This window comes from Spiroplasma endosymbiont of Cleonymus obscurus (genome assembly GCF_964273375.1).
Lineage (GTDB): Bacteria > Bacillota_I > Bacilli_A > Mycoplasmatales > VBWQ01 > Spiroplasma_E.
On the sequence record NZ_CAXWWA010000003.1, the window covers coordinates 31595 to 48031 of the forward strand.

General features: G+C 23.4%; 16 protein-coding genes and 1 pseudogene. 9 read left to right on the forward strand and 8 right to left on the reverse strand.

Annotated elements, in window-relative coordinates; translation table 4 throughout:
* Positions 1-25: 25 nt before the first annotated feature.
* The 3 genes from ACI2WJ_RS06910 to ACI2WJ_RS06920 all read right to left on the reverse strand — a co-directional run bounded on the left by ACI2WJ_RS06910 (position 26) and on the right by ACI2WJ_RS06920 (position 2164).
* On the reverse strand, positions 26-889 hold the full coding sequence (locus ACI2WJ_RS06910; protein ID WP_252319596.1) for a DegV family protein: 864 nt from the start codon (positions 887-889) through the stop codon (positions 26-28).
* Positions 890-1060: 171 nt separating this feature from the next.
* Entirely contained in the window at positions 1061-1372 is a 312-nt protein-coding gene (locus ACI2WJ_RS06915) for a single-stranded DNA-binding protein (RefSeq protein ID WP_400255285.1), read from the reverse strand.
* Between the two features lie 204 nt (positions 1373-1576).
* The gene (locus ACI2WJ_RS06920; protein ID WP_400255286.1) at positions 1577-2164 is read right to left on the reverse strand and encodes a hypothetical protein; all 588 of its coding nucleotides are present in this window, start codon (positions 2162-2164) and stop codon (positions 1577-1579) included.
* 164 nt (positions 2165-2328) lie between these two features.
* Between ACI2WJ_RS06920 and ACI2WJ_RS06925 the strand changes: the two are divergent.
* Both ACI2WJ_RS06925 and ACI2WJ_RS06930 read left to right on the forward strand, forming a co-directional pair.
* A pseudogene (locus ACI2WJ_RS06925) lies at positions 2329-3450 on the forward strand (IS3 family transposase).
* Between the two features lie 67 nt (positions 3451-3517).
* A complete protein-coding gene (locus ACI2WJ_RS06930) occupies positions 3518-3886 on the forward strand; it encodes a hypothetical protein (protein ID WP_400255287.1) in 369 nt (122 codons plus the stop codon).
* A gap of 184 nt (positions 3887-4070) precedes the next feature.
* Here the strand turns inward: ACI2WJ_RS06930 and aspS are convergent, their stop codons facing one another.
* From aspS to secDF, 5 genes are all read right to left on the reverse strand, one after another.
* Positions 4071-5813: an aspartate--tRNA ligase gene (aspS, locus tag ACI2WJ_RS06935; protein WP_400255288.1), complete on the reverse strand. Its 1743-nt coding sequence runs from the start codon at positions 5811-5813 to the stop codon at positions 4071-4073.
* On the reverse strand, positions 5797-7089 hold the full coding sequence (gene hisS / locus ACI2WJ_RS06940; protein WP_338957451.1) for a histidine--tRNA ligase: 1293 nt from the start codon (positions 7087-7089) through the stop codon (positions 5797-5799). The genes aspS and hisS overlap by 17 nt, the downstream gene beginning before the upstream one ends.
* A 259-nt stretch (positions 7090-7348) precedes the next feature.
* Complete coding sequence (locus ACI2WJ_RS06945; RefSeq protein WP_400255289.1) at positions 7349-9601, reverse strand: RelA/SpoT family protein; 2253 nt, start codon at positions 9599-9601, stop codon at positions 7349-7351.
* Between the two features lie 13 nt (positions 9602-9614).
* Complete coding sequence (locus tag ACI2WJ_RS06950; RefSeq protein ID WP_252319153.1) at positions 9615-10136, reverse strand: adenine phosphoribosyltransferase; 522 nt, start codon at positions 10134-10136, stop codon at positions 9615-9617.
* Between the two features lie 9 nt (positions 10137-10145).
* A complete protein-coding gene (gene secDF, locus ACI2WJ_RS06955) occupies positions 10146-13316 on the reverse strand; it encodes a protein translocase subunit SecDF (protein ID WP_400255290.1) in 3171 nt (1056 codons plus the stop codon).
* Between the two features lie 582 nt (positions 13317-13898).
* Here secDF and ACI2WJ_RS06960 point away from each other — a divergent pair.
* The 7 genes from ACI2WJ_RS06960 (at position 13899) to ACI2WJ_RS06990 (ending at position 16435) form a co-directional block, all read left to right on the forward strand.
* Complete coding sequence (locus ACI2WJ_RS06960) at positions 13899-14387, forward strand: hypothetical protein (protein ID WP_400255291.1); 489 nt, start codon at positions 13899-13901, stop codon at positions 14385-14387.
* Positions 14388-14521: 134 nt separating this feature from the next.
* Complete coding sequence (locus ACI2WJ_RS06965) at positions 14522-14644, forward strand: hypothetical protein (RefSeq protein ID WP_400255292.1); 123 nt, start codon at positions 14522-14524, stop codon at positions 14642-14644.
* Positions 14634-14816: a hypothetical protein gene (locus ACI2WJ_RS06970; RefSeq protein WP_400255293.1), complete on the forward strand. Its 183-nt coding sequence runs from the start codon at positions 14634-14636 to the stop codon at positions 14814-14816. The genes ACI2WJ_RS06965 and ACI2WJ_RS06970 overlap by 11 nt, the downstream gene beginning before the upstream one ends.
* A 3-nt stretch (positions 14817-14819) precedes the next feature.
* Complete coding sequence (locus tag ACI2WJ_RS06975; protein WP_400255294.1) at positions 14820-15026, forward strand: hypothetical protein; 207 nt, start codon at positions 14820-14822, stop codon at positions 15024-15026.
* Between the two features lie 15 nt (positions 15027-15041).
* The gene (locus tag ACI2WJ_RS06980; protein WP_199188879.1) at positions 15042-15218 is read left to right on the forward strand and encodes a hypothetical protein; all 177 of its coding nucleotides are present in this window, start codon (positions 15042-15044) and stop codon (positions 15216-15218) included.
* Positions 15193-15849, forward strand: a complete 657-nt coding sequence (locus ACI2WJ_RS06985) for a PD-(D/E)XK nuclease family protein (RefSeq protein ID WP_400255295.1) — start codon at positions 15193-15195, stop codon at positions 15847-15849. Before ACI2WJ_RS06980 ends, ACI2WJ_RS06985 begins: the two co-directional genes overlap by 26 nt.
* A gap of 1 nt (position 15850) precedes the next feature.
* Positions 15851-16435, forward strand: a complete 585-nt coding sequence (locus tag ACI2WJ_RS06990) for a recombinase RecT (RefSeq protein ID WP_400255296.1) — start codon at positions 15851-15853, stop codon at positions 16433-16435.
* Positions 16436-16437: the final 2 nt, after the last annotated feature.

The following is a 16437-nucleotide window of genomic DNA, read 5'->3' on the forward strand; positions in this document are numbered from 1 at the left end:
AATCTTTTATAAAACTACTTTTTTATTAGACTTCTTTTACTCATTGATTAGGTACTACTGAAAAACCAATAGTATTATTACCAGTATGTGTTTTTAAAATATTACATAATGGTTCAACTTTATATTTGGTAAATCCTCTATTTTTTACTTTTTTAATTGCTTCATCAATAATATCTTTTCTACATCAACCATCAATAATATATATTGTTTCTTTAGTAACGTCTTTAATTTTAGTAATAATATCTAACATTTCTTCCATAGCTTTACTTAAGGTTCTAACTCTACCAATATTATCAATTGTTTCTTTACATCTTAAAATTGGTTTAAAACGTAAAAAATTACCAATTCTTGCTTTACTCATTGGTAATCTACCACCACGAGCCAAAAATTTTAAATCATTAGGAGCAATATAAGATTCATAAGTTTTACGAAATTTATTTAAAATTCCTAAAATTTCAGGAATTTTTTTTCCATTTTTAACAAGAGTAAAAGCAATTAAAACCATAAATTTTAAAGGTATTGAAGCAGCACCTGTTTCTAAAATATGAACTTTATTTTTATATTTTTCTTCTTTTTGTAAAACTTGTGAACTTGCATATTGTCCTGAAGCATTATTAGCAATTGGTAAAAATAAAATTTGATCATATTTACTTAAAGCATTATCTCAATATTGTTCAAGTTTACCACGACTAGTTTGACTAGTTTTTAAAATACAGTGTTCATCAATCATCTTTTTACGAATTGTTTCACTATCAATATCAATGTTATTATCATCATAAGCATTTTCTCCTTCAATAATATTTAAAGGAATAATTATTATTTCAGGATATTTTTTCATATCTTCAACGGTAAAACCAGTAGCTGAATCACTTACAATTCCAATTTTCATTTTGTTTGCTCCTAACCTTTTATACTAATAAATTATAGTAAAATTATAACAAATTTATTTTACTATATATCGTTTTAATTTGAAAAAATATAAAGTGACTATAAACTTATTAGTAGTAAAAATAAAAATAGTCTTAATTACTCAATAATTAAGACCATTTTTTAATTACTTTTAAGTTAAATAAATAATACGATCAGCAATAATTTCTGTATAGTAAAAATCATTAGCTTTATTAGCAAATGTTTGAATTCTACCTTTAATACCAATAATTGCATTCTTTTTTAATAGTGTTTTTAATTCCTCTGTATTAGCTATTCAAGTTTTAATAGTGATAAAATCAATTTGAAATTGATTTTGACGATTTTTAAAAGGTCTTTCAACAGCCATTATAAACTTGGTCCATTTTGTTGGAATTTGTTCTCTGGTTGGTATTATTTCTGGTTCATTCATTAATTTACCTACTAATACAACATTATTTATCATTTTAACACCCCCTCTTATTTGATAATTATAAATTTAGTTCATAAATAAAATATCAAATTATTTTATTTATGAATAAAAGAAAAAATAAATTAATTCAACAAACTTAAATATTAAAATAAGACTAGATAAAATAATTTATTAATTAACACAAAAAGAGCATTGTCAACTGCTCTTTTTGTAAAATATAATTGTGTTAATATAGTTTTAATCTAAAACTGGTAATGATCCAATTCTTGAATCTTTTAGTGCATTTACTTTCCCAAAATCTACTTGTAATCACACTCTCTGAACATTAACAAATCCAGTAATTTTATTACCATTTTTAGCAGCATCATAAAAAAATGTATAAACTTTTGTATTTAATAAACTAATTAAAGCTTCTCATTGCTTTTGTTTATATGGTGCAAATTCTAATTTAAAATCAGAGGCTAAACTTCCTTTTTTAACTCCCACATTGTTATAAAGTTTCAAATCAGGTAAAATTTTTCGAAATTCTTGACTAACATCTAAATCCTTATTGTCAGCTGTATTAATAATATAAGATTTTAAAATTTCATTATTTTTGATAATATCAATTTGACACGTACCTGCTTCTAATTCAAAACTATCTTCGGTGTATTTTTCTTTAATTTCTCCTGGAAAAGTATTTTTAATACTAACAGTTAAACTAACAATTTCAGCATATTCTTCATCTGAATAAACGCCAATTTCATCACCAGTTTTGAAACCTAAATCTTTTAAAAAGTGTGCTGCATTAGCATTTTCTGCCCTATATTTATGAGGGTGGTGCACCTGTTCTTAACAATTTATTTTAAAAAAGATCATTAATTTTCATTAAGTGATCATCTGCAATAACCGAATATTTTTCACTATCAGATGTTGGATGGGTTACACTTTATTGGACACTAATTACGTAGACAAGTGAACAAATTAGTTAAAAGAAAGGAAATATAATTATGGCCAATATTAACTCATATAATGATGAATTTAAAAAACAAATAGTATCTTTATATCAAAATGGCAAATCAGTATCTTGCCTTGCTAAAGAATACAACGTTACAAGAGCAGCTACTTATAAATGAATTAAGCAATTTACAAATTCAGGCAGTTTTAAAACTAAAGATAATCTTTCAGATTTAGAAAAACAATTAATTCAACAAATAAAGAATTAAAACAATTAAGAATGGAGAATGATATTTTAAAGCAAGCAGCACTAATAATAGGCAGAAAGTAGAGATTATTACAAATAATAAATCTAAATATAAAATTCGTCCAATTTGTCGTTTTTTAAAACTTTCTAAATCAACATATTATTTTAATTTAAAGAAAAAAGAAGATAAAATCAAAAATAATATGTATGATGAAGCTGTTATTAGTGCTTTTAAACAAAATAAAGAAGTTTATGGAACAAGAAGATTAAAAGTCAGTCTAGAAAATAAAGAAATTTATTTATCACGCAAAAAAATTAAAGAAATTATGAATCAGCATAATTTAATATCAAAATACACTAAATTATCATTTAAAAATCATCATAACAAAGTCAATGATAGCCAAATAAGCAATCTTGTGAATAGAAACTTTAATAATAGGCTTAAAAATGAAGTTATTGTTAGTGATTTAACTTATGTTCAAGTTAATGGTAAGTGAAACTATATTTGCTTATTAATCGACCTATTTAACCGCGAAATTATTGGACATAGTGTGTAGATACTAAAAAAGATGCATCATTAGTATATCAAGCATTTATGCAATCAAATCGCTGTTTAAAAGATATTCAAATATTTCATAGTGATCGCGGTAATGAATTCAATAATAAAACTATTGATAAACTTTTATTAGCATTCAATATTACCCGTTCTTTAAGCAAAAAAGGTTGTCCTTATGATAATGCTGTTGCTGAAGCAACTTTCAAAACTTTCAAAACTGAATTTATTAATGATAAAAATTTTACATCATTAATCCAATTAAAATTAGAATTATTTGATTATATCAATTGATACAACAACATACGAATCCACAGCACTTTAAACTACCTAACTCCAGTTAAATATCATGAAAAAATGTCTACCAAAAAATAGTCCTAAAAAGGGTTGCCATTCCAGTAACGTTTATAAATATCAAAAAAATCAAAATACTTTTAAAAAAATGGATGGTATAAATAAATCTGTTTCTTCTTTAACTTTTGACAATGATGATAATATTTATGCAGGAGTTTGAACCGGTTCATATCAATCTCCTAGTAATGGTGAAGTTTACAAATGTTTAGCAGAAGAAACAAACTTTAAACCAATGTCTGGAATAAAAGGGGGAGTACTATCATTAGTTTTTAATAAAAATACAAATTTTTTATATGTTACTACATGAAACGGAGATGGAAAAACTAAAACTAATGATGGTTCACTTTATAAATGCTTACCACCAAATAATGTCTTTACTTTAGTTCAAAAAAATTTACCAGCTATATGACATCTAAAAACCAAAGATAGTGAACCATTTATTGAACTTGAATATTAACAAATATCAAAAAAAATATAATTGAAATTAATAATTATTAATTTAACATTATTGAAAAATTGATTTCAATTAAATTACATAATTAATCTCTAATGAAAAACAATTTAATTATTTTTCATTAGAGATTTTTAATATTTATATTTTCTAATTTTATTAAACTTCTAATCACTTTAAAATTAAAATTTTACTTCTTAAATTCCAAATTTAATATTGATAACTGATCAGATGAAATTTCACTAGGACTATTTGTTAATAAACAAATACCACGATTATTTTTAGGAAAAGCAATAGTATCACGAATTGATTCATTCTTAATTAAAATCATTAATAAACGATCAATGCCAAAAGCAATACCACCATGTGGAGGAACTCCGTAATTAAAAGCTGATAAGAAAAAACCAAATTTATTTTCAATTTCTGTTTTACTTAAATCTAATAATTCAAAAATCTTTTTTTGTAATTTATAATCATGAATTCTAATGCTCCCACCAGCAATTTCAAAACCATTTAAAACCAAATCATAAGCATCTGCAGTTAAAGTTCCTAAATCTTTATTTTTTATATCTAATAATTTTTCAGGATTTTTTGGACTTGTAAAAGGATGATGACAAGCTTGTCATTTATTTTCTTCCTGTTCAAACATTGGTCAATCAATAATTCAAATAAATTCAAAGTTTTCAATATTATTCATAAAATCTTTATGATTAATTCGTTTTGACAAATCATTAATATAAAAACTTCTAATAGCACCCATAACTTTATTAGCAACATCTTGTTGTTCATATACGAAAATTAAAAAATTATTATTATATTTTATTTTTAATATTTCTTCTGCTAAAACTAAATCATCAAACTTTACTTTAGAATTATTATGAATAATTTTTTTCTTAATTAAGTCATAAATTATTAATGTTTTTCCTCCATGCTGATTGCTAATTTCTGTTATTTTTTTTATAGTTGTTTCATTCATTTTATCATTAACTATAAAACCCTTATAAATAAATCCATCACTATTATTGTTAATATTAATATTTATTAACTTACATGTACAACGCAAATCAGGTTTATCACTACCATATAAATCCATTGCTTGATCATAGGTAATCGATGAAAATGTTGAGGGAATATTACCAATTTTTAAAGTATTAAAAAGACTTATTATCATATTTTCTACTATTAATTTAATTTCTTTACTAGTAGTAAATGCCATTTCTAAGTCTAATTGTTGAAATTCGGGTTGTCTATCAGCACGAAAATCTTCATCACGAAAACATTTAGCAATTTGATAATATTTGTCAATACCTGATATCATTAATAATTGCTTATAAATTTGTGGTGATTGTGGTAAAGCATAAAAATGTTTTTTTTGAATACGAGCAAGAACTAAAAAATCACGAGCACCTTCTGGTGTTGATTTTGTTAAGCAAGGAGTATCAATTTCTAAAAAATTATTTTGATTCAAAAATGTTCGTAAGCAACTAAGAACTTGGTGTTTAAATTTAATATTATAATTCATTGCTGGTCTTCTTAAATCTAAATAGCGATATTGTAAACGTAATTCTTCACTAGCAAGCGTATTATCATTTTTAATAACAAATGGTAAATTAATAGAATTGCTTAATATTTCAATATCTTTTGCTACTACTTCAATCATATCATTAGCAGTTTTTGCATCTTTATTTTTTCGTAAGACAACTGTTCCAATTACTTTTAAAACAGATTCAACTTTAACATTTTTTATTTCTTGATAATATCCGTTATCTGGTTTAACAATGACTTGTGTTGTTCCATACATATCACGTAAATCAATAAAAATACCAAATTTATTAATACGAATATCTTTAACTCAACCACTAATAATAATTTCTTTTGTAATATCACCCTGCGTTAAATTACCACATGTATGAGTTCTAAAGAGTTTTTCCATATTCTTCATTCTCCTCTAATAATAGATTTTTAACCTTACTAAACAATTGCTGTTCAGTATCAAAAATTAATTTTATCATTTCTTTTTTAACAAAAGAATAAAAACTAACCTGATTTTTTTCTTTTAAAAATAGTATATTTTTGGCTAAACTACGATCAATAATCTGTGACTTATTTTTATCTTGATATAAATTATATTCCATATCAATATGATAATTTTCTTTACGTAATTGTAATAATAAATCGGAAGCTATTATTAATCCTAATTCGCTTAAAGCAATAATTTGTAAATCAATAATTGGTGGTTTATTAATATTTTTATTTTCTACCAATAATAACATTAATCTTTCAATACCAATTGCAAAACCAATAGCAGGTATTTTTAATGGTGAGCCCAATTCATTAAATAAATTATCATATCTACCACCACCAAGTAAAGTATTTTGACTTTCACCAATTCGTGAATCAATAGTAGTTATTTCAAAAATAATACCATTATAATAATCTAAACCACGAACTAAATGCTCATCAATAATAAAATTAACTTTATTATTTTTTAAACTATTAATAATGGTTGTAAAATATGTTTTTTCTTCATTAGTTAAAAAATCATTTAAATATGGTATTTCTAAATTTAATTTAGTACAAATTTTACAATCAAGAACTCTTAGTGGCGATACTTTAACTCTAATTTGACAATTTTCACACAATTGCTTACTTTGATTTAATAATTGTTCTTTAAGTGCTATTTGGTATTTATTTTTTGTTTCATTAGATCCAAAATAATTAATATTTAAAGTTAAATTTGGTATTGAAAAACTTTTTATCATTTCTAGGGCCATCATCATTACTTCAACATCAACTAAAGGATGTTTAACACCAACAGTTTCGATACCAAATTGATTAAATTGACGTTGACGCCCTTTTTGAGGTCTTTCATATCGAAACATTGAACCATAATAAAAATACTTTAACGTTTGCTTAGATTTATATAATTTATTTTCAATTATAGCACGAACAATACCCGCTGTTCCTTCAGGACGAAGAGCTAATAATCTATCATTTTTATCATTAAATTGATAAATTTCTTTCTGAATAATATCAGTTGTATCTCCCACGGCTCGTAAAAATAGTTGAGCATTTTCAAAAATAGGAGTAATAAATTCTTGATAATTATATTTAATTGCACACTGTGTTAAAGATTTAATAATATTACGATATATAATAACCTCTTCATTATACATATCACGTGTTCCTCTTGCTTTTTGAAATTGCATACTTTTTTTACTCCTTTTAATAAAAAATAAATCTTCTAAAAAAACGTTCCTTTATTTTAGGAACGTTTCTTAACGCGGTACCATCCTAATTCATTTACAAAGTAAATGCACTTAATTATAATTTATCATATTTAATTAATTAATAATACAAGCTATTTAATGTCATAAAATTAGTTAACCAATGTTTGCACCAACCACACTGTCTCTTAATGTTTACCCTAAATTTACTTTTAAATGCTGAAAATATTATACTAAAATATTACATAATTATTCTGTTTATTGCAATAATATCAGGAATTTTTTTAATTGATGAAATAATTTGATGTAAACGTTCAATATTAGAAACTTTAATTAAAATTTTTAAACTTCCATGATTTTCCTTAAGCTTATTATTAGCATCAATACTTTGAATTTGTGCCTTTAAATAGCCCAAAATATTTAAAACATCAGTCATCAATGCTGGTCGATCTAAATATTGAATTTGAATTTTTGAATTATAAAGATGATGACTGGTTGCTAATAAATTTCACTTAGTATCAATAATACGTTCTTTACGCTCTGGCAAACTAACATTAGGACAAATTAAACGATGAACTTTAATACCTTGCCCTTTAGTAATATAACCCGCAATTGGTTCATCAGGGATAGGTAAGCAACAATGAGCCAATGATGTTTTAGTATTGGGGGCATTTTCAATAATAATTTCATTATTACTACTTAAATTCATTGTTGTTTGTTGTTTAGTTTTTAATTCTTGAAATGTTACTGAATCACTATATAAAATAGTAGTAACCGCCTGTTCAATTGTATAAGTTCCATTAGCAACATCTAAGCAAAAATCTTCATACGTTTTATATTTTAATGTTCTAATTCTTGACATAATAACATTACGTTTTGCAATTTTTCAACGAATGTGATTTTCAATAATATATTCTTCTATTTTTTCCTTTGTTTTTTTTATTTTCTCTTTGTTTTCTGTATCTTTAATTTTATTTTCTTGATTAAATTTTTCTTGCTGATTATTTAAATATTTTTTTATTTTATGTTGAGCAAAATTGGTCTTAACAATATTTAATCAATCACGAGAAGGGCGTGCAGTTTTAGCAGTTTTAATTTCAACAATATCACCTGATTTTAAAACAGTATTAATAGGAGAATAAATACCATTTATTCTTGCACCTACTGTTGTTTCACCAATTTCAGTATGAACTTTAAAAGCAAAATCTAAAACAGTTGAACCAAATGGTAATGTTATAACATTACCATTTGGAGTTAATACATAAATTAAATCACTAAAAATATCTTGTCGAATTTCTTTTTCTAAATTATTATCTTTGGCAATATTATCTGCTAATATGTTTTCATCAACATTTGGATTTAAGTCATTTAAATTTAATATTTCTTGAAAAATATTTAATTTTTCATCAATTTCTGCTTGACGTTTCTTAGGATTTTTATTTTCCCCTTCTTTATATCTTCAATGCGAAGCTGCACCTGCTTCAGCAAAATCTTCCATTTCTTCAGTTCTAATTTGTAATTCATAAATTTCATTATCAAAAACAACAGATGTATGTAATGATTGATACATATTATTTTTTGGTGTTGCAATATAATCTTTAAATCTACCCGGAACAGGAGTAAAACTTTGATGAATATAACCCAAAATGGCATAACAACTATCAATAGAATTAGTAACAACTCTAATTGCTAAAATATCATGTATATCATCAAAATCTTTTCCAAAATAATACATTTTACGATAAATAGAATATAAGTGTTTACTACGACCATAAATTTTAAAAATTAAATTTTTATGTTGTGATAATGTTTTAGTTAATTCTTTAATAATTTCATTAACTAATTTTTCACGTTTTTCACGATCCAAATTAATAAGATTATCAATTTTTTTATACTCTTTAGGATGTAATACTGCAAAAGAACGATCTTCTAGTTCTGATTGTAATTTACGAATACCTAGACGATGAGCAATAGAAGCATAAACTTCTAAAGTTTCTTTAGCAATAATTATTTGTTTTTCGGGATTTAAAAAATTAATAGTTCTAATATTATGTAAACGATCTGCCATTTTAATAATAATGACACGAATATCATGAGCTAAACTTAAATATAATTTACGTAAATAATTAGCTTTAATTTCATTTCTTTTTTCTTTTGCAAAATGACTAACTTTAGTTACAGCTAAAACTAAATTAGCAACTTCCAAACCAAATTCTGCTACTAACTCATCAAAAGTTGTTGGTGTATCTTCTAAAATATCATGTAAAAATCCTGCTTGTATTGAAGAGACATCTAAATGTCATAATACTAAATTATATGCTGTTGATAAAACATGATAAACATAAAGATCACCATTCTTTCGATATTGATCTTTATGTTTTAATAATGCATATTCATAAGCTACTTTAATTTTTGTAATTTGCTTAGGATCTTTGATAAATGTTTTTGCTTCCGCTAATAATTGGTTAAAATCTTTACAAGTTAAATTATTCATTATTTACTACTTATTAAAACTGAATTATTTCTAACAGCGGAATATTATCAAAATGATGTTTATTAGCAAATTCAGAAAGCGAAATTAAAGTAGCAATGCCAACTGATTGAGCATTACTTTGTTTTATTAAATTAAGACAAGCATTAATTGTTCCCGAAGTTGCAATCAAATCATCAATTATTACTACTTTATCTTTTGTTGAAAGTACATTTTGCTGCATTTCTAATATAGCAGTACCGTACTCTAAATCATAAGTTACTTTATAGGTTTTACCTGGTAATTTACCTTTTTTGCGTGCAAGAACTAATTTGATACCCAACTTATATGCTATAGCAGCACCAAAAATAAATCCTCTTGCTTCAGGTGCTAAAATTGCTGTTGCTCCACATTTTTTAATAAAATCTACAAAAATATTAACAACACTTTGAAATGCTTCTGGATTACTTAATATTGGGTTAATATCTTTAAATTGGATACCTTTAATTGGAAAATCAGGAATATTAATAATAATTTTTTTTAATGATTCTTTTGTCATTGCAACCACCTATTCATTAATACCTTTAATAACATATTCATCTGCACCAATGAAATGTTTTTTAATTTTATTAATACGTTTTTTATATTTATAAACTCTTCATTTCTCAAAATAAATTCAAATAAAAGGAGCAATAAAGTAAGATGATACTAAACTTACTATACAACCTATTAATAATGATAAACTAACTATTCAGAAACTAGGAATAATAAACATAACAATTACTGATGTTATTATTACTACACCATTAATAACTAATGTTCTTGGTAAAGCCTTTTGAACACTTTTATTTGAAATTTCAATTATTTCTTCTGTGCTAATAACTTGTGTTTGATTATTATTAATCTTAATTTCACGAATATTATCAAAAATTGACATAATACTAATTATTGTTAAAATCATTACTCCCAATAATATTCCAACAATTGAAGTAGAAATTACAATTTGGAAAATACTAATAATAGCAAGTGTCATTAGTAAACTAAAAATAATAGCTAAAATTAAAGGAATAACATAAGTTAATTGAAATCTAATAATAATATAAATTAAAATAACAATAAAAGATAAAGCAATTGAAATAATCATATTAACTAATAAATCTACACCTGACTTAGCAACAACTAGATCAATTTCTCCTCATTGTAAAATAGATTCTTGTTTTCAATTTCTAGTAATCTCCCCTAAAAAATTCTTAAACCTTTGCTGCATACTTTGAGAATTTACTGTTGTTTGAACAATAATTTTAAACTGATATGGTTTTCCTTCACCACCAGCAATTAAGGAAAAATTAATATTTTTAAAATATTTACTAAATTGACTATTATTTTGAATTTCTTTACTAATAAAATCTTTTGCTAATTCTGCTTCTTTAATAATATTGTAACTAGGATCACTTGGATCTTGAGTAATTGTACCCATTCCAACAAAATCAGTTCGTTGATCAAAACCAGAACCAAAATTTGAACCAATTACACCATAAGTAATACCTGAAGCAAGAACAATAACAGCAGAGCCTGAAAGAATTCATTTTGTTAATTTATGAAAATAATTTCAGTTACTTATTTTAAGTTTTGAAAAAACATTTTTAAAATTAATAACTAATATTTTTTTGTCTTTTGCTTTAACTATTTGAATTTTTAACGGTTTTAATGCATTAATTAATTCTTGTTTCAATTTATTAATTTCTTGTAAAAGATTTAATTTTAAATCTTTTACTTTTGACTTATAAACTGATCTTGATTTACTATGTTCTTTTTTTAATTGTTGTTTATCAATTTTAAATTTTTTAATTAATTCTTTAACTTTATTTTTAAAATTAATTTGAAGCTGACATTTTTCTGAAATTAATTGTTTTTTTATTTTTTTATCACTACTTTTAATATTATTTGTATCTATTGAATTATTTAAAACTATAGTGCTTTTTCTACTAATATTATTAGTTCCTAAAAGTTGAGGTTTATTTTCTAACCAGTTATTTCGTAATAATGTTCATAACATTAATCTTAATAAGATAATTCCAAAAATAATTACACCAAAAGTAGCAATAGAAGTCATAATAATAAAACCTTTGATAGCACGAGTTCCAAATCAGAAAATAGTTAAATTAACAATTAAAATAATAGCGCTACAATCTAATGAAGAAGATAATGTTTTCTTATTTGCTGATTTAAAAGCACTAATCAAAGTTTTACCTTGCATATATTCATTTTTAAAACGTTCCAACAAATTAATAATCGTATCTAATAATAGTGCAAAACCAATAATTAAAGCAATTACGCTTTCAGGAGCAATTATGCCATTAATGAAAACAAAACTAACAATAGTAAATAATAAAAATAATGATATTATAATTAGAACAATAACTCCTAACATACGATAATAAAACAGAACAATAGTCATAAGAACAAAGGTAACTAATATAATAATAACAACTGCAATTTTTAAAGATGTTGCACCTAGCGTTGGACTAACATTAGCATAAGATAACATAGTAAAATTATTTTTTGACAATCCTGATGTTAAAACACTTTTCATTTGTTCAACTGTTTCAAGATTAAAAGTATCTGAATTAATTGAAATACTATTGTTAGTTACTTTAACTTCACCAACTCAATATGGAATATAACGATAATCAATAACATCTTCATGTAAAATATCTGAAACATCTGGTAAACGTAATAAATCTTTAATATAAGGCAATCATGCATTCATAGGTGAACCAACAATAGGAGAAGCAAAAGGATCAAAGCGATTAGCAGGATCATATGTATTTTTTTCATCATTAGTATCAACAGAAAGACAAAGACTATGAACTGAACCTAAATTATCAGAATAAATTCAATTAATACCAAATTGACCATTTTGATTAGGATTTAATAGTCGTGCTAAAGTAGGGTCTTGTGCTTTAGCTCTAGCTAAAATATCAGTACCTTTACCAAGACCTGGTGTATTATTATCTAATAATGATGTTAATGATGCTTTAATCTTACCATCAGTATCATTTTTAAGATTATCAATTATAAAAGCAAGGGAGCGAATACCCTCCATACTACTTCGAATATAATCTAATAACTGACCAATATCTGAATAAATATAAAATGTATTTTCTTTGGCAGAAGTAAGTTCTTTTAAAACTGAATCATTTTTAACATCAAAAACAAGTTCTGGGCGATGAGTAACAGAATTATTAACAGCTTTAATAGCAGAAAAAACATCACTAGTTAATAATCTTTTATCTCTTTTTGTTCAAGTAGTAGCTTTGTCATCTTTCTTTTCGGTTGCTAATAAGTCATTACCATCTTTATCAACAATATAAGAATAACCACGTCGTGATACACTGTGAACAAAAGTAGAAATATCAACTCCCGCATCTTTACTCAACGCTAAATTATACTTATTATTATTGCTAGTAATGCTTTCAATATAAACGTTACTAGTACCTAAAGGGTCAACTCTGTCTTTTAATAAATTAATAACATCTTTTTGTTTACCTTTACCCTCATATTGAACTTGTGTTTGATAACCACCAGCAAACTCAATACTTAATTTACTATTATTTTCAACATATTTAGCACTAAACACTACTGAAATTATTATTGCAGAAACAATAATTATTAAACTAAAAATCCTTAAAAAAAATCCAAGATTTTTAGTTTTTCTTGTCCTAGAAGAAGTGTTCATATTTCTTCACTCCTAAATCATTTTATTTGTATAAACATAGATTGTATATTATTTAAGCACTATATAAGAATACCAACATTCGTTATAAATAACAATTGTTTTACAGTAATATCAAAAATAATTATTTTCTAAATAAAATTATATTATTATTAATATACTCTTTACCAATAATTGTTATTTTACGACCCTTAGTTGTCTTAGTAATTAAAAGTCGGGCGCATTGCAAACTTGGATACGATTTAATAAAAACATAAATGAGAGATAAAACTCTCATTTTTAATTGTTAAACAATTATAATTAATTATTTTGATAAATCTGTACTTTATTAAAGTAATTAATTATTACATAACTAAATAAAAAATTATTAAAGGCTATAGTGCAGATATAACTAATAGTAATTTTTGTGTTGCTCTTTTAAAACTTGAAATTTTTTGGTTCCCTTCCCCTAGAACCCCTACCCTCCAAGGCTTTGCTACTTACAGTAGCATAAGCCTTACGTAGAGTAGTAGAAGTATTTAGTTAGTAGTATATAAGCCTTTTATCACTGTAGGTGATAAGGCTTATACATAGAAAGGATTCGTAATGATTAATGTTAATTTAGATATTAAAAATAAAGTAAGAGAAACAACTAAAGGTATGTTATTAGAAATTGGTGAATATGAAACATGATTTCCTATTAAAGATACTATTATTAATCAAAATAATAAAAAAATAACATTAAAAATAATTGAAGATTTTAATTATAAATTAGGTAAAAAAACAATTACAAAAGATATTGAAAGTATTAAAGGTAGTGATATTTTAAAATATATAAAAAATATTTCAGATATTACTACAAATGAAAATGAATTAATATCTTGTGAATTTTATGAACAATATAATGGTTATTATATTTTTACAAATGATAAAAATCAAGAATGTTTTAAATATAACATTATATGAGAACAAGATATGAAAAGTTTTAAAATAAATAACCCATATAATGATAATGATTTAGCAATAAATTATATTGTTACACCAATGAAAGATATAAATACTCATAATGAAAAAATATTTTATTTAAAGTATTAAAGGAAATTAATATGTTATTAAATGTTGAAAAAATAGAATTAATTAAAAATTTATGTAATGAAAAATTACTTAAAAATCAAAAATATATTGAAATACAAGAAATATTAAAAATTATAGAAAGAGAGTAAATAATTATGGAATGTAGAGAATATAGAATGATTGGTTCTTGTGATAAATGTAGAAAACAATCTTCTTTTGGTAATAGATTATGTAATAAATGTTTTTATAAATTAATGAGTGATGATTATGAATTGTAATATTCATCATGAAAAATATATATGAATTAGTGAAATAGATAATAGTTATTATTGTAATAAATGTATTGATGAAATGATTGAAGAAGATATGTATTTAACATCAAATAATTGAGATTCTTTATATGAATATTATATTAATGAATTACAATTAGAAAATTTTAAAGGAGTGTAAAAAATGAATCAATTAGAATTACAAAATGCAATGAAATTAATAGAAAAATTTGAAGAATTAAAAGAAGAATTTAATAGTAAATATGAAGATTTAGAAATTGAAATTGATAATGATGCTGATTTAAAAATTAGTTGTGATTATTTTAATTATAAAAATGCAAATCAATTAGAACAAGCAATTATTGATTATAAAAGAATTATTAAAGGTTAAAGGAGATAAATATAAATGGTAGCAGCAGCACTTAAAAAACATGAAGATAAATTATTAATTAAAAATTTAAAAATTCGTCTTACTAAAAATGACCATTATGAATTAAAAACATATTGTTATGAAAGAAATATAACTATGAATGATTTTGTAAGAGATTTAATTAAAAATGCAATTAAACAATCAAAAAAATAATTTAATTTTTAAAAAAGAAACACATCAATATTTTATTCAAAATAAAGAATTAATATCAGTAAGTAAAATACTTGATTATTATTTAGGTAATTCATATTGTAAATGTAATAAATGTAAATATTGTTTTAATATTCATAATGCAAGAATTCGTGGTAATGTAGTTCATAAAGTAGCAGAATTATATTTTAAAAATATAAATATTAAAAATATAAATAATCAAATTAAAAATTATATTAAAGATTTATTTTCACAAAATTATTTAAATTATTGTTATACATTATTAGATTATTTACCAATTAAATTTATTAATACTAATGAATATATTAGTGAAAAAATGTTTAATTATGATATTGTTGCTGGAACACCAGATTTAATTTATAAAGAAAATAATTTAAATATAATAATAGATTTTAAAACTTATAAAGTTTTTACTAAAGAATTATTAGAAAAATCAAAATTACAAATAATAGCGTATTATTGATTATTAAAAAATAATAATTATGAATTATCAAATATTCATTTTATATGTTGAGTTAAAGAAAATGAAATTGAATTAATAAAAATAGAAATAACAAATGAATTATTAATTGAATGAGAAAAAGCAATTTGAACATGAAAGGAATTAAAATAAAATGGCAAATGAATTATTAGTGAAAAATATTAATAATGGTAATGTAGAAAAATTTATTAGACAAAAAGGTATTATTAATAATTTAGAAATACAAAAATTTAAAAGTAATGTATTAGCAATTTCAAATCAATATGGTTTAGATAAAGCATATCCAGATACTATTATTAATAGTTGTTATCAAGCAGTATTATTGAATTTACCTTTAGAAAAGAATTTTGGTTATTGTTATATTGTACCTTATTGAGATAGTAATACAAAAGTAAATAATGCTCAATTTCAAATGGGATATAAAGGTTATATTCAATTAGCATTACGTAGTCAACAATATAAAGAAATTAATGTAAGTGATGTTAGATTAACAGAAATTAAAAAAGTAGATAGACTAAAGGGAATTGAATTTAATTGAATACAAGAGGATTTAGAAAGATTAAAACAACCAATTATTGGTTATGTAGCATATTTTCAATTAGTAAATGGTTTTGAAAAAACTTTATATATGTCAAAAGAACAAATTGAAAAACATTTTTTAAAATATTCAAAAACTTATGCAAAAAATAAAGAATTTTGGAATGGCAACCCTTTTTAGGA